The sequence below is a fragment of the Hydrogenimonas cancrithermarum genome, assembly GCF_030296055.1.
Classification (GTDB): Bacteria; Campylobacterota; Campylobacteria; order Campylobacterales; family Hydrogenimonadaceae; genus Hydrogenimonas; species Hydrogenimonas cancrithermarum.
Genome location: NZ_AP027370.1, coordinates 1,214,099 through 1,231,185 on the forward strand (window position 1 = coordinate 1,214,099; position 17,087 = coordinate 1,231,185).

A 17,087-nucleotide genomic window follows, 5' to 3' on the forward strand; every position below is an offset into this window, starting at 1 on the left:
AGCTCCTTCTATTTGATTTTGGGGAGTTTATTCTATCCTTATCTATATTCAAAGAAAATAATTGTCATAAGTTCGTTTTTTAATCTTCAGAATTGCCTTTGGCTGTTTCCGCCCTGAAAATCATCGGGTGGAAGGCTTTGGAGACGATCTGGATCCGGCTGCCGATACGCAGTCCTTCGCGTTCACGCTCTGTAGCCATGATTTTGACGATCTGCGTTCCGACGGCAACGGTCAGCAGATAGACCATTTCGCACGGTTCGATGGCGAGCACTTCACCAACGAATTTGAAGCTGCTGCTGATGCGCTCTTTGACAAAGACCTCCGAAGGGGTGCCCACCTCTTTTATCTCTCCGCGCTCGAGGCGATAAACGCTCCCGCAGAGGCGGAAGATTTCGCTCGGATCATGACTCACAAGGATCGTTGTCAGTTTGAACCGCTTATGGATCTCGGCAAGCTCGTCCTGGAGTCTGATACGCATCGCATGATCGAGTGCCGAGAGCGGTTCGTCGAGCAGAAGCAGGCGGGGGCGGCGCACCAGTGCACGCGCCACCGCAACACGCTGCTGCTGGCCGCCGGAGAGCTGTGAGGGGAGGCGATCGGCGAGCTCACGCAACCCAATCGTTTCGATAAGCTCATCGACAATCACGGGATTCTCCCCTTTTTGCAAGGCAAAGCGAAGATTCTCCGCGACCGTCATATTGGGGAAGAGCGCGTAATCTTGAAAAACGAATCCTATTTTGCGTTTTGCGGGCGGCAGGTCGATCTTTTTTCGACTGTCGAACCATGTTTCGCCGTCCACGACGATGCGGCCGGCATCGGGTGTTTCGAGCCCTGCGATCATCCGCAGTACCGTCGTCTTTCCGGCTCCGGACTCACCGAAAAAAGCGACGAACTCGCCATTCTCGATGGTTGTCTTAATGCTGAGCTCCAGCTCTCCTTCGGTAGAGAGCAGCTTTTTTTTGAGTGCAAGTTCTATCATCGTTACATCTTTTGCATGAACGAACGGTTCACGAGATAGACCACCAGCAGAATCGAAAAGGTGACTGCAAAGAGGATCAGTGCGTAGTGGTTGGCGATATCGTAGTTGAGTGCCTCGACTTCGTCGTAGATGGCGATGGAGGCGACGCGCGTTTCGCCGGGGATGTTGCCGCCGATCATCAAGACCACGCCGAATTCTCCGACCGTGTGGGCGAAGGTGATGACGATGCCCGTCAATAGCGAGGGTTTGATATTGGGCAGCAGCACGCGAAAGAGGATGGACGTGCGGGATTTGCCGAGCATCTGCGCCGCTTCGGTGAGCGATTTGGGCAGATTCTGCAGGCCCGCCTGGATCGGGTGCACCATAAAGGGAAGACTGAAAATAGCCGAACCGAGCACTAGTCCCTCGAAAGTGAAGGGGAGACGAAAACCCAGCACCTCTTCGCAGAATTTTCCAAAGGCGTGTTCGCTGCTGAACGCCACTAGTAGATAAAAACCCAGTACCGTCGGCGGCAGAACCAGCGGCATACTGACGACGGTTTCGATGATCGGCTTGAATCGTGAGCGGGTCGAGGCGAGAAAATAGGCGAGCGGCACGCCGATAAAGAGCAGAATGATCGTCGTGACGACGGCAAGCTTGAACGTCAACGCCATCGTCGTCCAAAACTGTGCATCCATCAATCACTCTCCATCAGCGTTATTTCGTTGGCTTTGACCAGCGCCGTGACGCGGTCACCGACTTTCAGTTCCATCGCTTCACAGGCGCGGCGGCTGATGATCGAAACGATCGTATCGCCCGCGTAAGCCAGCGTCACCTCCGCCAGCAGATCGCCGAGGACGATCTTTCCGATACGACCCTCAAAACGGTTACGAAGACTCAAGGCCCCGCTGAAACCTTTGGCGAGCGCCACTTCGCTCTCCTTGAAAAGCACCCAGACATCGCTGCCGACCGCCACACCCGGATTTTCGTTGGGTTTCCCGAGCATAAACGCCGTCAAACCCGTGTTGCCGCATGCGATATCCACCTGTGAAAGTTCGCCTGAACATTGTATCGCGGTGACGCTGCCTTTCAAGCGGTTCATGGTGTGATATAGCCGTATGTTTTGAAAATTTTTCTGCCTTGTGGGCTGAAAAGAAAGTCGTAAAAGGCCCGGACGGCGTTGGGATGGTTTTTCTCGCCGTGCTTGAGGATCACGACGCCCTGCTGGATCGGGGAGTAGAGTGCGGGATCGACATCGACAAAGCTACCTTTGCCTGCCACCTTGGGCGAAAGCACGACCGATTTGGCCGTCATACCGATATCGGCGGCTTTGGAGACGATGTACTGATTGGTCTGCGATACGCTCTCCGCATAGATCAGTTTGGATTTGACTGCATCGTAAACACCTGCATTCTGCATCGCTTTGAGTGCCTGAATGCCGTAGGGGGCGTTTTTGGGGTTGGGGATGGCGATGCGTTCGGCCGCAGGATTCGTCAAAGATTTCAGACCCGCTTTCGTATCGATCGGTTTGAGCGTCCAGATGACCAGTGAACCGTAAGCGTAGACCCTGGGTTCGGTGACGGCGAACCCATGTTTACGCAGGTACTCGGGATACTTCATATTGGCGGACAAAAAGAGGTCGAAAGGCGCGCCGCTTTTGATCTGTGCGGTCAGTTTCCCCGAAGAGGAGATGACGGTACGGACCGTAATCCCGGTCTCTTTCTCGAATGTTTTTTGCAGTTCGGCCATGGCGAACTGGACGTTGGCCGCCGTGGCAACGGTGATCTCTTCGGCGACGGCACCCATGGCGGCCAGTGAAACCAAAAATAGCAACAGACTCTTTTTCATGATATCACTCCTTGTCGGTTGCCAGAATGACGCTGCCGGCTTTAAATACGGCACAAACTTCGCTGCCGCCCTCGATCTTCATGGCCAAAGCCGATTCGCGGGTCACGATTACGCTGATGACGTCGCCGTTGGCTGTTTGCAAGATCACCTCGGTATTGACTGCCCCCTCTTTGACGGCACTGACGGTCCCGCAGATTTTGTTGCGCGCGCTGATCGAACGGACGGACGGTTCGGCCAGCATAATCCACGACGCTTTCAAGATCGCCAGGCATGGTTTGCCGGGGGCGAGCCCGAGAGATTCCGCGCTTTCATCGGTGATGATGGCACACAGGGGCGTTCCATTCTCGAGCGCCATTTCGACTTCAGTGTTGACCGCGCCCCGTTTCAGGCCGGTCACGGTGCATTTGAACGCATTTCTCGCGCTGATTTTCATGGAACACTCCTTTTAGAAAAGGTAGTTCGGTCGAAGTTGCAGATGCATAAAAGAGCCCCTGAAAAAATGGAACCATCGATCGTTATATTTAAATATATACAACGAAATTGTAATAATCTGCTACATAATTTTCGCTTAAAGCCATCTGTTTCAGCGCGCCAAAAGCACGTGTGAGGATTGAAAGACGGCGTAGGCTGTATCGCCTTCGCAAAACTTCAGTTCATTGAGCGATTCGGAGGTAATGACGGCGGTAATGGTATTGTCGCCTTGAAGCTGGAGTGTGACTTCGGAAAGCAGACCGTCGTTTTGGATGCTGACGATGGTGCCCTTCAGGCAATTTCTGGCACTGAGTGTCGGCGGTTCGGTCGCCAGAAGCACCCAGTTGCTTTTAATGAGCGCGAATAAATCTGTGCCGACGTCGATTCCCATGGCTTTGGCGCTTTTATGGGTGATTGAGGCATAGATGGTCTCTTTTCCGCCAAGCGTCAATTCGACTTCACACGTCACGGCGGAACTCTTCATTGAAGTTACCGTGCCGTGGTATTGATTGCGCGCACTGGTCTGCAGGGTCAAACGGCGTCCGAATGACAGAAGGTTTTCAAGGGCGTCTCCTTGTTCACCGAGCAAGTCGAAGAGCTTTTGCTGCAGTGTGGAGATCTCTTTGTACATACGGATATACTCGTGCCCCTTGGCGGTTAGACGCGTACCGCCGCCCCCTTTACCGCCGGTTTCTCGGACAACGATCGGCTCCGCACTGAGATTGTTCATCTCGTTGACGGCATCCCATGCGGCTTTATAGCTCATTTTCATCGCTTTGGCCGCTTTGGAAATCGACCCATAGCGGTCGATCTGCTCGAGAAGTTCGATGCGCCCTTTTCCGAAAAAAGCCTTTTGTTCGTTTTCGAACCAGAGGTTGCTTTTGATTTTCATGGGGTCATTATAGCCTTGCAACCCTTCAAAAGCCCCACGTGCGCGGAGCCTTCGATCAAAAAGAGTTACATTCCGGGGATACGCGGAATTTTGCCCAGTTTGGAGTTGCGGCAGTACCAGCCCCACCCTTTTTTCAGCCAGTGGCCGATCACGGGCATCGGAATCATTTTGCCACCCTTGTTGTCGCGGTAAACAAACGCGGCACCGTCCCCACTGTCCATGACGCAAAGTATATTGAGATGATCGAGATACCCTTTACGCTCTTCGCTCCCCTTTGCGATCGCATCGATGTTGAACGCGACATTGCGCGCCATCACTTCGGCGATATGCCCCTGTTTCGCACGCCAGTCCGGACCATCGAGCGCGACCGAGTCACCAATGGCGAAGACATTGTATTTTTCCGGTGTCTCATCGTAGTCATGCATCACTTCACAATAGTCGTTGACTTTGATCAGCCCCGCTTCGTTGAGCGGCAGATCGGAGTTTCTGAAAACGGGATGGCCGTCGCCCGCGGGAATGAACATCGTAAAATCGCTCTCGAGTTTGCTATCGTCTTCGAAAACGATACCGTCCGCTTCGAAACGCTTGATCTTTTTGCCAAAATGTTTATGAATATTGAGTTTGTTGAAAAACAGATCCATCATTTTGAGAGCCTGCGGCCCCATCCGCGCACCCGGTTTTTCCATCGGTGCAAAAAAAGTCAGCTCGAACTTGTCCCGAATCCCTTTCTTTTTCAATTCGTTATGGACATTGAAAAGCACTTCGAATGCCGGACCGCCCCGCACGTTGCTCGGATCTTTCGGATTGCCGCCAAATCCCATCGCGATCTTTCCACCCCCTTTTTCTATCAACGCATCGATACGCTCCTTGATTTCGAGCGACTCTTCGGGTTTACCGCAGATCGAGAGGAAATGCTCGCTCCCTTCGTGTTTCACTTTGCCGCTACCGATTGCGATAACGAGATACTCGCAGCGGTATTCGCCGTTGGCGCAGACAACACGCCGCTCTTTGGAGTGGATCTCCTTCACCTCATCGATGATCAACTCGAATCCATGAGCCTCCTGCAGATCTTTGAGCGGAACGCAGATATCTTCGAACTCCGCTTCACCCGTTGGGATCCAGATCGATGTGGGATAGATGTAGAAATAGTCCCTATCGGAAATCAGAGTCACCGAATACCCTTTTTTGCGAAGAAAAATCGCCGCTTCCACACCAGCGAATCCTCCACCAAGAATCAAAACCTTTTTCATCGCACTTCTCCTTTGTCAGTGATGCGTAAACCGCATGACATTTTCGATCGTAATCTCTTCAAGTTCATCGTTTTTCAATTTATCAAGGGCTTCCGAAACGAGGATGCGCCCCTCTCCCGGGTAGTAGAGGCGGACACCCGCATCCTTCAGAAACATGAATGGATTGCCCCCGATATGAGGGGTGACGATCTCTTTGACACCATTTTCGATAAGCCAGGCAACCGTCTTCGGCCCGGCACCCGCGAAGGGGTTTTCACGAATCACGACCTTTCCGTTTCCATCGGCGAAGACAAACCACTTCGCCTTCCCGAAAACCGTGGTCAGCGGCGGATCCTCTCTGTTCATCTTTACCGGCATCGCGACCATGAGGCTACTCCGCCTTTTTCAAATGTTTTTGCGCGATGTCCCAACGGGGATAGACGAAGACTGTATGGCGTTCGACGACGATCTTTTCGGGATCGTCCACCGCATAGGCTTTGATCGTGATCGGAATCGGCGTATCTTTTCGCGTATCTTTCGCCAGCGGCTTGGTCGCCTCCAGCTGTACGATCTTTTTCGCTTTCTTGCCTGCCGCCAGTTTGAACGGCTTACTCGGCTTGACGATCTTGATCTCCGGGTGTCCCTCCACTTCGAAGTAGTACGTGTGCTCTTTGCTATCCGTATTCTGGAAGAGGAACGTATAGTCGTTGACGATCCTTCCGTCATGGGTGAACCGGTAGAGTTGTGCCGTCTTGTTGATATTGAGCAGCATATGCTCTTTTTTGGTCCCCATCACCAGCAGCGCGACGAAGACGATCGTCAGGGCCACGGCGTACGCGATCGTCCGCGGCCGTATGTAGTGGGTCTTTTCACCCTGTTCGATCTCTCTCGGGGAACTCCACACCACGAGGCTCGGTTTACCCAGTGCGCCCATCACTTTGGTACAGGCGTCGACACATTCGAGGCAGTTGATACATTCAAGCTGCATCCCCTGGCGGATATCGATATGGGTCGGGCAGACCTTCACGCAGCTTTCACAAGCCGTACACTCCGCCTCGGGCTCTCTTTCATGCAGCTCTTTGACGTTGTGAACCAGCTTTTTCGCATCCTGCCCCTCATGGTCGTAGATATGCCCTCCGCGGTGCACATTGTAGATCGCCATGATCGTATCGTCGTCGTACATGACCGACTGCACCCTGCTGTAGGGGCAGATATAGACACAGAAATTCTCTTTAAGCCACACCACATCGACGATCAGAAACAGCGCGATACCGATCCAGAAGCCGATGAGCACGGGGTGCTCACCGGGGTTCTGGATATACTGGAAAAAATCCTCCGGCGGAACGAAGTACCAGACGAAGTCCGCGGCCGCAATGAGGGCCAGCACGGACCACAACCCGATCGCGATCGCCTCTTTCGCCTTGTTCTCCGGTTTGGACCAGTCGGGCTCTTGCTGTTTGTTCGTGATACGTTTACGCAGGTGCAGCAGTTTCGTCTCGAACAGGTCACGGTAGATGACGCGGAAAATCGTCTGCGGGCACGCCCATCCGCACCAGACGCGTCCTCCGAGCGTCGTCATGAAAAAGATCCCCAAAAACAGCAACATCAACAGAAACGGCATCAGGTAGAGCTCCTGCATATCGAAGCGCACGAACAGAAAATGGAGCTGCTTGTGGTCGAAGTTCAGCAGGAAAAAGTGGTTGCCGTTGATCTTGATGAACGGCAGCACGAGTGCAACGATCGTTACGATACCGAAGAGCCAGTACCGCTTTATTCGGTACGGTACCCAGTTCTTCAGGTACTCTTTGGCTCTGTTTCTCTTTTTTGCACCCACCGCTCCCGTCATTGCCTATGCCTTACTTCTCGAATTTATATTTGTGGAGGGTATCTCCACCCACCGGATTACCGTGGATAATGACATGCGTCTCGTTCTCGAGGTTAGGTCCAACCATTTTAATACCGAGAGGATCAACGATCTCATACGACTGCTGCGCCGTTGCCTGCTGTGTAGCGATTGCAGCATAGGTCAATCCCGCAAGCGTTGAAAGCAATATTCCCGTCGCAATCAAAAATCCGGTAATTCCGTGAATTCCGAATGGGCTTCCTTGTTTTTCCATCATTTACTCCTTATTCGCCACGTGAAAGGCTGAGGATATAGGTACCGACAGCTTTTTCTTGAATCGGTGTCAATCGGCCTTTGAAACTGACCATCGTACCGATAAAACCTTTTTTACCACGGTTGAGTACATCCGCGACAAAGTCAGGGGTTCCGTATTTGGACAAATCCGGTGCCATACCGCCCATACCTTTTCCGTCCGCTCCATGACATCCTGCGCATGTCGCGAACTCGGCAGGCTGCTCGCCTTTCATGCCATTGGCGACATACTCTGCAACTTTCTGAGCCGCGTCACCACTAAGCATACCGGCTGGCATTTCCCCCATAGGATATCCAAGACCTTTCGATCCGTTTTTGATCGTCTCAAGAACTCCTGCAGCGGATCCCCACACAGTCAAGTCTGCCGCTTTGCCACCCATACCATCACCGGCAATACCATGACACGGTGCACACTGAACGAGGTAAACACCTTCACCCATCTCCTGAAGAGTCTGGCTGTCCGCGCTGGCCCATTTGCTTTCGAATCTTTGTGTATGTGCAGCGACCTCTTGATTGTATTCACCGATCTGGGAATATCCGTCGACAGGATATCCTGCAATCATATACCACATGCCCCAAATGATCGTACCAAGAAACGTATAGGCCCATCCAGCAGGGAGTTCGTTCTTGTATTCACCAATGCCATCCCAATTCTCTTCGGCAAGCTCACCCGTCGACTTCTCCGTCTTCATCTGTTTGATATATTTACCAGCGACGTAAATAGTCAGGATGAGGATAACGGCTGCACCGATCAGGGCGAGCTGATTGACATTATCGCTTAACCAGTTCATTTTTGCTCCTTGTTTTCATTCATCTCATCAGAATTCTCATTGGGTTCAACTGGCTTACTGTCGAGTTCATCGTCCAGCGCCAGATTCCCATATTTCTCATAATTTCTCGTGCCTTTTTTTTCGGCACGGTAGAGATGCAGGATATAGGCGTAAAGAACCACCACCAAAAAGACGGTGAAGAAAAAGTATCCAAATGCCTGCAATTCTCTAATATTTTCCATGCCGATCCTTAATGAAGGCTGTTCAGATATGCGATCAATGCAACGATTTCAGGAATTTCACCACGTGCTACCGCATCTTTGACATCCTGATTTTTCATGTCGTCAGCAACCTTTTTCGCCTCTTCGAGCGCCTCTTTTTTCGCCTCTTCCCATGTCCCGAGTTTAGTATGGCCCGGCTTGTCATAAGGGACGTTGAAAACTTTCTTGACCGTCAATGCTTCCGCATAAGCCGTCTCAAGATCGACATTTTGATGAAACATATGTTTATATGCTGGCATGATGGAACCAGGAACGACAGATGTCGGTTCCCACATGTGGTTCTCGTGCCAATCAGTCGTACGATACTCGCCAACACGGTGAAGGTCCGGACCTGTACGTTTTGAGCCCCACAGGAACGGTCGATCATACGCATACTCCCCACTTAGGCTGTACGGACCGTAACGGTCGGTTTCAGACTTGAATGGACGGATGAGCTGTGAATGACATGCATTACAGCTGTCTTTGATATAGACATGGCGCCCTGCAAGCTGAAGCAGTGTATAGGGTTGTTTACCTGCCACTGGACGGGAAGCCTGTGCAAAATCAGGCACGATCTCGATAAGTCCAGCGAACGCGATGACGAGGAACAGAACTACCGAAAAGAAAAACGGTCTTTTTTCTAGCCAATGAAACATTCTACCCTCCTCTTATGCGCCCATAGGCGATGCAAATGCAGGCTCTTTTTCAAGCACTTTGTCGCTTTGCATTGTTTTAACGAAGTTGTAAGCCCACATAAAGAGACCCACAACAAACAGCAGGCCGCCGATTGCACGAATCGTATAGTACGGATGCAGTACGGTGACCGTATCGATAAATGAATATGCCAGGTTTCCATATTGGTCGACCGCTCGCCACATCATACCTTGCGTAATACCAGCAATCCACATACTGGAGAAGTAGAGAACGATACCTGTCGTTTGAATCCAGAACTGCATCTCCATCAGTTTTTTACTATAAATCTCACGCTTGTAGAAACGCGGAGCCATATGGAGTGATGCGGCGATAATCATAAATGCAACCCAACCGAGTGTACCGTCATGAACGTGTCCCGGAATCCAGTCAGTGAAGTGTGCGAGTGCATTGACCGACTTGATCGCCTGAATCGGACCTTCGAGTGTCGAAAGCATATAGAATGTCGAAGCAAGGACCATGAACTTGATAAGCGGAGACTCTTTCAACTGGTTCCATTCACCCTTCATCGTAAGAAGCATGTTGATCGCAGAACCCCATGAAGGCAGGATTAGAATAACCGAGAAAATAGATCCCATTGTCTGCATCCAGTCAGGCACTGTCGAATAGATCAAGTGGTGTCCACCAGCCCACAGATAGACGAACATCAATCCCCAGAAAGAGAGCAGTGAAAGCTTGTAAGAGAAGACAGGCTGACCGGACTCTTTCGGAAGGAAGTAGTAGATGATCGCGATGATCGGCACGGTAAAGACGAATGCGACCGCATTGTGTCCATACCACCACTGAACGAGTGCATCATTGGTACCGGAGTACATGGAAACGGAGTGCATCCAGCTACCCATACCTGTCACGAAATAGGTCGGGACTTCCATGTTGTTGAAGAGATAGAGCATGGCAACACCGAGGAATGTCGCAATGTAGTACCACATGGAAATGTAAAGTGTTTTCTCACGTCGCATACCGATGAGACCGAACATCGCAGTACCCCAAAGAACCCAGACTACGACGGTCAACAGGTCAAGAGGCCACTCCATTTCGGCATACTCTTTGGATGTCGTAAATCCGAGAAGCTCGGAAACGACCATCCATGCAGCGAGCGCGAGGTAGAGCCAGAAATGAAGTTTTCCGACGCCATGAACGAATTTCGATTCGGCGATGGAAACTTTCAGAACACGCTGTGCTACATAGTAGAAAGTCGCGAAAATACCGCTCAGCGTAAAGCCGAACGCCACCACATTCGTATGGATCGGTCGAAGACGGCTGAATGTTCCATACTGGCCGAACAGATTGTTCAGTTCAGGGAACGCCAGTTCAAACGCGATATACGTACCAATTGTCATACCGACAATACCGAAAGTAATGGCCAGATAAGTGAACCATTTCGCGACGGTATAGTCGTATTCCAACGCTGCATTTTGCATGCAAACCTCCTTTGATTTATTGTCTTGACAGAACTCAAGAGAATATTACAGTGACATCATAGTGACATTTTTATGAAGATAGGCTTAAAATCTGTTAACCTTGAATTAACTTTTTTATTAAGGCAGATTTTATTAATGTGGTATTTTTCCGTCAGGGGAGTGCCCTGACAAGAGGTATTAAAATTGATAAGTTAGATTGCAGTAGTAGTAGCGGCCCGGTTCGTTCAAAAGCATTGGCTCATCATTCGTGCCCGTAACCAGGATCATGTCGGCATAAGTGTTTGTGATTGCATATGTGTGATCCAGTATATTGTCGATACCAGCCGTAATCTCGAAATGTCGGCTTACGTCTTTTCTTAATTTAAAATTGAAAACCGCATACCCTGGAAGCTCCTGTTCTCCATTTTCGTAATCGACATCTTTCCATCGACTCGCAGCGATCATACTCAGCCTCATCGTCAATGAATCGTCATAATCATAACCCAAGGCGATATTCGCCTTCAATGGCAAAATATTCGGCATATTCATTCCGCTTTGCCCTTCCAGAGGATTCTCTTTCTCACCGCGTTGATACGCAACACCGAAATCGGTGTAAAGCTGTTCTGTAATCAAATATGTACCGTCAAAAGAGACACCATATAATGTAGCATCAACATTTTCATATTTATTCGTTGTCTTCTCTTTATTGAAAGCAATAAAGTTATCTAATTTGCTATAAAAACCTTTAAGCCGTAAATGCGCCGAATCGAACAGATCTTTTTCGATTCCTATATCCACTTGATAGTTGGTTGTCTGATCGAGATCCGGTGTTCCTATATAAACGCCGGTTTTATCCTGAAAATAGAGTTCTTTGCCATCGGGAACACGGGAAGATTTTCCGATTCCTGCGAAAATTTTCGTACTTTCATCCATAGAATAGGTTCCAAAAACAAAAGCATTTACGGCAGTATAGTCGTTCGAAGCGGCCGTAGGGTCTTCGTTGCTTACAGAAGTGTCGTCATATCTCAACCCCATTTGAAAATCCATGCTTCCGAAACGTTTGTCATACTCCGCAAAAAGCGCACCGTTTTTGGTTTCGGCATAATTGATACTGTAAATAGGAGTGGGAATACCGTTTTTGACATAGCGCCCATCCCATTTTCTTTTACTGGCATCGATACCATAAGTCAGTATACCTTCCGCAAGATCCATTTTGTTTTTGATTTTACCACCATAGATACGGGAGTTCATCACATTCTCAAATACCGTATTCGTCATAACGGCAGAAACTCTGTAATATGTACCCATCGGATGGTAGACCCATGAGTTGTAAAATTCGAAATCGAGCTCTTTTGAAAAATATCCAAGATTCTTGACAACGTATTTTGCATTGAAAAGGTTGGAATCATCTTTAAGCGCATCCATCGGGGAGTTGGGATACAAAACATCTTCACTACGATTTGCCGTATAGCTAAGTTTCAATTCCTGATTATCTGTAATGTTTGCAAATAATTTCAGCATCGCCGTTTTTTTATTATACGCATCCATATCGTGATAAGGTGTAGAATATTTTCTTCCACCCTGGTCCGGATTGTCCGCGATATAGGCATCGACCTGTTCGGCAAGTGTAAGGCCATCTCCATCTTCATATTGGCCACTGCTTTCCGTGGAGGCTCCGACAAATACACGGAACTTCTCGTTTCCTCCACTTGCCTGAACTCCGATCTTTCTATATCCCCAGCTTCCGATATTCAAGTTTCCTTCACCGTGGAACCCCTGCTCCGGTTCAAGCGTCTCGACCTCGACGAGCCCGCTGAGCGTTCCGAAATTCTCCACATCGTAAGGTCCCTCTTTGACAACGATCTCTTTCACGTTGTTGGCGAGGACATGGGAAAGAGGAGGGTCCATGCGGTTGGGGCAGCCCCCATAAATTTTTCCGCCATCGATCAATACATTGATATCGTCTTTGCGCATACCGCGTATGATAATATCGTTGGCGATACCGCTCCGCCGGATCAACTGAATGTCTGGATCCAATTTGTAAAGTGAATCTGCCAGATCGGCGGAACGAACCTCTTCACCGGCGACATCTTTGACGATCGTCATATCGACCGTCTCTTCGACTTCGATTGTTTCCAGTGCCACATCTTCGGCATACAAAGAGAGTGACGCCGCCAACGAAATAGCACCGATGCTCAAGACTTTTTTCATCATTCGGTTCCTTCAGATAAAGTACCGCTTCAATAAAGGGAGTAGAAGTGGAGTTTTATGAAGCGGTTCTGAAAGGAAATTATAAAACAGTGTTGTTAAGTTAATGTTAACTACAAGAAGCGATGGAAGCGGAGTGCTATCTCCGCTCGATCATTTGAAGGAATTCGCCGAAAACGTATCGGCTCTCATGTGGCCCGGGTGACGCTTCGGGATGGTGTTGTACCGAGATGATCGGGCTCTCTTTGTACCGAACCCCTTCGATCGTCCCGTCGAAGAGATTGGTATGGGTCACGTCGGCGATTTCGGTGATGGAATCGGGAACGTTGTAGTTATGGTTCTGTGCGGTAATCTCGACAACACCCGTCTCGACATTTTTGACCGGATGGTTTCCACCGTGGTGGCCGAACTTCAGCTTGAAGGTATCGTACCCGTGCGCGATGGAGAGAAGCTGATGCCCGAGACAGATACCGAACATCGGCACTTTCGCCTCGATAAGTTTTCGGATTTTCACCTGCTCCTCTTTGAGGATCAGTGGGTCTCCGGGACCGTTGGAGAGAAAAAGGCCGTCGATATCGCCGCTTTCGTAGCGCGCGATCAGTTCATCGGCATCGACCGTGTTGGGTACCACTTCGACGGCCATACCGGCCTGTGTGAGCTCGTTGAGGATATTCCGCTTGACTCCGAAATCGAGCGCGACGATTTTCGCTTTCGGTTCGGGAGCTTCGTTGTAACGGTAACGCGAGGCATCGTACTGGCCGGTTTTGTGGAGGTAGGGCTCTTTTGTGCTGACAGCTTCGATATAGTTGACCTCACTGATATGCGGCGCATCGGAAAGCATTCGTGCAAGCTCCTCTTTTTCGCATACCTCGGTCGATGCGATCATCATCATCGCACCCTCTTCCCGAAGCATTTTGGTCAGAAACCGCGTATCGATATCGCAAATACCGAGGATTCCGAAACGATTCAGAAGTTCATGCAGCGGCTCTTCGCTCCTGAAATTGGAAGGCTCCTCCTGGTATTGCCGGACGATAATCCCTTTGCACCACGCCGCTTTCGACTCCATGTCTTCCGCGTTGCAGCCGACGTTTCCGATCTCGGGCATCGTGAAGGTAACGAACTGTCCGGCATAGCTTGGATCGGTTACGATCTCCTGATACCCCGTCATCGAAGTGTTGAAAACGATCTCACCGACGCGCGTTCCTTCGGCACCGAAGCTCTTCGCTTCCAAAAAAGTTCCGTTTTCCAGATAGATATAGATTGGTTGCAAAGTCATATTACATCATCCCCCGTTTGCGAAGCTCCTCTTCGTAGAGGCGCTCGAAAATAAGATCGTACTCTTCGGTACCCGGATGCAGCTCGCGCTTGTAGTGCGACATTTTCTCGAGTACCGCATCTTCGATCTGCTCGAACGATTTCATATAATCTTCTATCGCTTTGAAGATCACCCCGCGCACCTGATTTTCACTCACCGTATAGTCGATGAGATCCTCTTCCCAGAGCTCGTTCAGAATCTTGTGCGAAAGGTCGCTGTAGCGTTCTTCATTATTGAGGATGACACCATATTCCGGAGCCAGCTTCTTTTTGATCATCCAGAAAAGCTGGCGTACATCGGCCCGCATGAACTCGATCTCGTCCTCTTTCTCTTCCAGCAACTCGTTGACACGCTCTTCGAGTGCGCGCTCGTTCTTGATATCCGCTTCGATCACCTCTTTGGCTTTTTCGATCACCGGTTCAAGTCCCCGCTTGATCTCCACAAAAGGTGCGTTCGCCAGATCGATCCCGATTTTGTTGGCTATATAGGGAGCATGGGCTAAATTCAACTTCATAACGCGCCTTTGTCCTGCCCGCTTCTAAAGATACGGGCATAATTTTTTGATAGTTTATCGAAAGATATGTAAGAGATTGATGAAAGTTTGATAGTGAGTCATGGAAAAGGCCGAAAAACGCTCCATTTTCTACTTTTTCATATCGCCTTCAAGCAGCAGCGTGATCTTTGAAGCCTTTTGCGGATTCATTTTCGAAAGAATCTGGCCGACCGTTTTCGGCTTGAGAGTAGCGAGAATGCGAGCTGCCTCTTTCGGTTCCATCTGTTCGAGAATCTGTGCCGCGGCGGAGGCTTTCATCTTTGCATAGGTCTGGGAAACTTTGCCCGCTTTGGCCTCTTTGATCGCTTTGAGCAACGCTTCGTTTTGCGCAATGAGCTCTTCGATCGCTTTGCGCTCGGCTTCGAGTTTTTCACGTGTCGCATTGAGCTCACGCTCCTTTTGCCTCAGCATCTGCTCTTTGCGTTTGAACATCGATTCCGTCGCATCTTTGAGTGCTTCATACGCCTGACGCGCTTCATCGATCTCTTCGAGTTTGAGCTCGAGCTCCTGTTTGCGCTCTTCAAATATTTTGTTGCACTCCAGAAGTTGAGAGGTCTGGGCGAAGAGTATCATCGGCAGCAGCATAAAAAAGAAGCTCTTCATTTCCGCTCCTTCTTTCCCATATCCCGGTCACGCCAAAACCGCTGCGATGCAATTTCGTCAAGCCGCCCCGCTTCGTCGCGCTTCCGCTTCGCCATCATCTTTTGTATCGCTTGCGATTCGATACTCTTGGCCTGTTCGTAAGCGATATGTGCCGCTTTCAACAACTTTCTCTTCTCCTCTTTGAAGCGCCTTGCCGCATCGATCCGATACTCGAGCGCCTCGAGCGCAGACTTGATCGCACGTTTTTGATCGAGTAGAGCAGCGAGCTGCCTACCGGTCCCCGAAGCTGGCGGTTCGATCGCTCGTTCGTCGGAACGCAGTGCCTCCTTTTCGTCCAACAGCCGGATAAGCGCTCTCCCGGCTGCCGCCATTTCCTGTTCCGCACGTTCGAACTGCTGTCTTCTCAGTTTTGTCAACGCACGGTAATTTTTCGACACGAGAGAGGCCTTACCCTTATCTTACGATCGTATCGTTACGATCCGGGCTGGTCGATATGATACCAACTTTCACGCCGCTGACCCGCTCGATCGTCTCAATGTAGGCTTTGGCCGAATCCGGAAGCGCATCGTACTCGCTGATCCCTTCGACCTTTTCCCATCCCGGGAAGGTTTCATAGATCGGCTTGACACGCTCCAGATCGTAAGGGACATAGTCGATCACCTCCCCTTCGAACTCGTAGCCGGTACATATTTTTATCTCGTCGAACCCGTCTAAAACGTCAAGCTTCATCAATGAAATCTGATCGCATCCATTGAGTGCACAAGCGTGGCGGATCGCGACCGCGTCGAACCAGCCGCAACGCCTCGGTCTACCGGTCGTCGTCCCGAACTCATGCCCCTGCTGACGCAGCCGCTCACCTTCCGGACCGAACTCTTCACTCGGGAAAGGACCGTTGCCGACGCGTGTGCAATAGGCTTTGGCTATGCCGGTAACTTTGCCGATCGTTTTTGGCGAAAGCCCCATGCCTGTGCATGCACCACCGGCAACGGTATTGGAACTTGTAACGTAGGGATAGGTGCCATGGTCGATATCGAGCATCGTCCCCTGTGCCCCTTCCAGCAGTATCTTTTTGCCCGCATCGAGATATTTCCAGATCATCTGCGTCGTATCGGCGATGTAGGGCATCAAGCCGTCACGGTAACACTTCAAATCTTCTTTCAGTGAAGATTCTGTCGGAATCTCGACCCCCATCGCATCGAAAACAGGCTTGTTCTGCTTCAGATAGTCGACGATCTTTTCAAAGAGCGTATCGATATCTTTTAACTCCCCGACACGGTGGCCGGATCGTGAAATCTTGTCGGCGTAGGCAGGCCCGATGCCACGTCCGGTGGTACCGATCGCCTTGTCGCCTCGCATCCGCTCTTTCGCCTGATCGATCAATTGATGGTAGGGCAGAATCAGGTGCGCTTTGTCGCTGAGCCATAGACGCCCTTCGAGGTTGTCGAACTGCGACATCTCCTTCATCAAATTGGTCGGGCAGACAACGACACCATTTCCGATGATGTTGACCGCCTCGGGATTGAGAATGCCCGAAGGGATCAGGTGAAGCGCATACTTTTTGCCGTCGGTGACGATCGTGTGGCCGGCGTTGTGGCCGCCCGCGAAGCGTGCCACCACCTCATACTTCTGGGCCAGCATATCGACGATCTTGCCTTTTCCTTCATCACCCCACTGGAGTCCGACTATCAAATCAGCTTTTTGCAAATCTGCCTGG

The 17,087-nt window shown here is 50.4% G+C and carries 20 protein-coding genes; all 20 read right to left on the reverse strand.

Annotation, left to right across the window (positions count from 1 at the left end; translation table 11 throughout):
* Positions 1-79 precede the first annotated feature (79 nt).
* Positions 80-979, reverse strand: a complete 900-nt coding sequence (locus QUD54_RS06225; protein WP_286335969.1) for a sulfate/molybdate ABC transporter ATP-binding protein — start codon at positions 977-979, stop codon at positions 80-82.
* 2 nt (positions 980-981) lie between these two features.
* Positions 982-1,656, reverse strand: coding sequence for a molybdate ABC transporter permease subunit (gene modB, locus QUD54_RS06230; protein WP_286335970.1), 675 nt, complete (start codon positions 1,654-1,656; stop codon positions 982-984).
* A complete protein-coding gene (locus tag QUD54_RS06235) occupies positions 1,656-2,060 on the reverse strand; it encodes a TOBE domain-containing protein (RefSeq protein WP_286335971.1) in 405 nt (134 codons plus the stop codon). Before QUD54_RS06235 ends, modB begins: the two co-directional genes overlap by 1 nt.
* Positions 2,057-2,806 carry a molybdate ABC transporter substrate-binding protein gene (modA, locus tag QUD54_RS06240; RefSeq protein ID WP_286335972.1) on the reverse strand — a complete coding sequence of 250 codons (750 nt, stop codon included), beginning with the start codon at positions 2,804-2,806 and terminating at the stop codon, positions 2,057-2,059. The genes QUD54_RS06235 and modA overlap by 4 nt, the downstream gene beginning before the upstream one ends.
* Before the next feature lie 4 nt (positions 2,807-2,810).
* Positions 2,811-3,239, reverse strand: a complete 429-nt coding sequence (locus QUD54_RS06245; protein WP_286335973.1) for a TOBE domain-containing protein — start codon at positions 3,237-3,239, stop codon at positions 2,811-2,813.
* A 150-nt stretch (positions 3,240-3,389) separates the two neighbouring features.
* Positions 3,390-4,169, reverse strand: coding sequence for a TOBE domain-containing protein (locus QUD54_RS06250; RefSeq protein WP_286335974.1), 780 nt, complete (start codon positions 4,167-4,169; stop codon positions 3,390-3,392).
* Between the two features lie 65 nt (positions 4,170-4,234).
* Entirely contained in the window at positions 4,235-5,419 is a 1,185-nt protein-coding gene (locus QUD54_RS06255) for an NAD(P)/FAD-dependent oxidoreductase (protein WP_286335975.1), read from the reverse strand.
* 15 nt (positions 5,420-5,434) lie between these two features.
* Positions 5,435-5,785, reverse strand: coding sequence for a NifB/NifX family molybdenum-iron cluster-binding protein (locus QUD54_RS06260; RefSeq protein WP_286335976.1), 351 nt, complete (start codon positions 5,783-5,785; stop codon positions 5,435-5,437).
* Between the two features lie 4 nt (positions 5,786-5,789).
* Entirely contained in the window at positions 5,790-7,244 is a 1,455-nt protein-coding gene (gene ccoG / locus QUD54_RS06265; protein ID WP_286335977.1) for a cytochrome c oxidase accessory protein CcoG, read from the reverse strand.
* A gap of 10 nt (positions 7,245-7,254) precedes the next feature.
* Positions 7,255-7,518 (reverse strand): DUF4006 family protein, encoded by a 264-nt coding sequence (locus QUD54_RS06270; RefSeq protein WP_286335978.1) that lies wholly within the window; start codon positions 7,516-7,518, stop codon positions 7,255-7,257.
* 7 nt (positions 7,519-7,525) lie between these two features.
* The gene (locus QUD54_RS06275) at positions 7,526-8,344 is read right to left on the reverse strand and encodes a cbb3-type cytochrome c oxidase N-terminal domain-containing protein (RefSeq protein WP_286335979.1); all 819 of its coding nucleotides are present in this window, start codon (positions 8,342-8,344) and stop codon (positions 7,526-7,528) included.
* Entirely contained in the window at positions 8,341-8,565 is a 225-nt protein-coding gene (locus QUD54_RS06280; RefSeq protein ID WP_286335980.1) for a cytochrome c oxidase, cbb3-type, CcoQ subunit, read from the reverse strand. Before QUD54_RS06280 ends, QUD54_RS06275 begins: the two co-directional genes overlap by 4 nt.
* Positions 8,566-8,573: 8 nt before the next feature.
* Positions 8,574-9,239, reverse strand: coding sequence for a cytochrome-c oxidase, cbb3-type subunit II (gene ccoO, locus QUD54_RS06285; RefSeq protein WP_286335981.1), 666 nt, complete (start codon positions 9,237-9,239; stop codon positions 8,574-8,576).
* A gap of 12 nt (positions 9,240-9,251) precedes the next feature.
* Positions 9,252-10,715, reverse strand: coding sequence for a cytochrome-c oxidase, cbb3-type subunit I (ccoN, locus tag QUD54_RS06290; protein WP_286335982.1), 1,464 nt, complete (start codon positions 10,713-10,715; stop codon positions 9,252-9,254).
* A gap of 177 nt (positions 10,716-10,892) precedes the next feature.
* On the reverse strand, positions 10,893-12,908 hold the full coding sequence (locus QUD54_RS06295) for a TonB-dependent receptor (RefSeq protein WP_286335983.1): 2,016 nt from the start codon (positions 12,906-12,908) through the stop codon (positions 10,893-10,895).
* Positions 12,909-13,041: 133 nt separating this feature from the next.
* The gene (gene carA, locus QUD54_RS06300; RefSeq protein WP_406600558.1) at positions 13,042-14,178 is read right to left on the reverse strand and encodes a glutamine-hydrolyzing carbamoyl-phosphate synthase small subunit; all 1,137 of its coding nucleotides are present in this window, start codon (positions 14,176-14,178) and stop codon (positions 13,042-13,044) included.
* A gap of 1 nt (position 14,179) precedes the next feature.
* A complete protein-coding gene (locus QUD54_RS06305) occupies positions 14,180-14,731 on the reverse strand; it encodes a DUF507 family protein (RefSeq protein ID WP_286335984.1) in 552 nt (183 codons plus the stop codon).
* Between the two features lie 129 nt (positions 14,732-14,860).
* Complete coding sequence (locus QUD54_RS06310) at positions 14,861-15,373, reverse strand: MotE family protein (protein ID WP_286335985.1); 513 nt, start codon at positions 15,371-15,373, stop codon at positions 14,861-14,863.
* Positions 15,370-15,789: a flagellar FliJ family protein gene (locus QUD54_RS06315; protein WP_286335986.1), complete on the reverse strand. Its 420-nt coding sequence runs from the start codon at positions 15,787-15,789 to the stop codon at positions 15,370-15,372. Before QUD54_RS06315 ends, QUD54_RS06310 begins: the two co-directional genes overlap by 4 nt.
* A gap of 37 nt (positions 15,790-15,826) precedes the next feature.
* On the reverse strand, positions 15,827-17,077 hold the full coding sequence (locus QUD54_RS06320) for an adenylosuccinate synthase (RefSeq protein ID WP_286338018.1): 1,251 nt from the start codon (positions 17,075-17,077) through the stop codon (positions 15,827-15,829).
* Positions 17,078-17,087 lie beyond the last annotated feature (10 nt).

Coding starts and splice junctions, on each gene's coding strand:
- QUD54_RS06225 (WP_286335969.1), bottom strand. CDS start 979: ATGATAGAACTTGCACTCAAAAAAAAGCTGCTCTCTACCGAAGGAGAG.
- modB (WP_286335970.1), bottom strand. CDS start 1,656: ATGGATGCACAGTTTTGGACGACGATGGCGTTGACGTTCAAGCTTGCC.
- QUD54_RS06235 (WP_286335971.1), bottom strand. CDS start 2,060: ATGAACCGCTTGAAAGGCAGCGTCACCGCGATACAATGTTCAGGCGAA.
- modA (WP_286335972.1), bottom strand. CDS start 2,806: ATGAAAAAGAGTCTGTTGCTATTTTTGGTTTCACTGGCCGCCATGGGT.
- QUD54_RS06245 (WP_286335973.1), bottom strand. CDS start 3,239: ATGAAAATCAGCGCGAGAAATGCGTTCAAATGCACCGTGACCGGCCTG.
- QUD54_RS06250 (WP_286335974.1), bottom strand. CDS start 4,169: ATGAAAATCAAAAGCAACCTCTGGTTCGAAAACGAACAAAAGGCTTTT.
- QUD54_RS06255 (WP_286335975.1), bottom strand. CDS start 5,419: ATGAAAAAGGTTTTGATTCTTGGTGGAGGATTCGCTGGTGTGGAAGCG.
- QUD54_RS06260 (WP_286335976.1), bottom strand. CDS start 5,785: ATGGTCGCGATGCCGGTAAAGATGAACAGAGAGGATCCGCCGCTGACC.
- ccoG (WP_286335977.1), bottom strand. CDS start 7,244: ATGACGGGAGCGGTGGGTGCAAAAAAGAGAAACAGAGCCAAAGAGTAC.
- QUD54_RS06270 (WP_286335978.1), bottom strand. CDS start 7,518: ATGATGGAAAAACAAGGAAGCCCATTCGGAATTCACGGAATTACCGGA.
- QUD54_RS06275 (WP_286335979.1), bottom strand. CDS start 8,344: ATGAACTGGTTAAGCGATAATGTCAATCAGCTCGCCCTGATCGGTGCA.
- QUD54_RS06280 (WP_286335980.1), bottom strand. CDS start 8,565: ATGGAAAATATTAGAGAATTGCAGGCATTTGGATACTTTTTCTTCACC.
- ccoO (WP_286335981.1), bottom strand. CDS start 9,239: ATGTTTCATTGGCTAGAAAAAAGACCGTTTTTCTTTTCGGTAGTTCTG.
- ccoN (WP_286335982.1), bottom strand. CDS start 10,715: ATGCAAAATGCAGCGTTGGAATACGACTATACCGTCGCGAAATGGTTC.
- QUD54_RS06295 (WP_286335983.1), bottom strand. CDS start 12,908: ATGATGAAAAAAGTCTTGAGCATCGGTGCTATTTCGTTGGCGGCGTCA.
- carA (WP_406600558.1), bottom strand. CDS start 14,178: ATGACTTTGCAACCAATCTATATCTATCTGGAAAACGGAACTTTTTTG.
- QUD54_RS06305 (WP_286335984.1), bottom strand. CDS start 14,731: ATGAAGTTGAATTTAGCCCATGCTCCCTATATAGCCAACAAAATCGGG.
- QUD54_RS06310 (WP_286335985.1), bottom strand. CDS start 15,373: ATGAAGAGCTTCTTTTTTATGCTGCTGCCGATGATACTCTTCGCCCAG.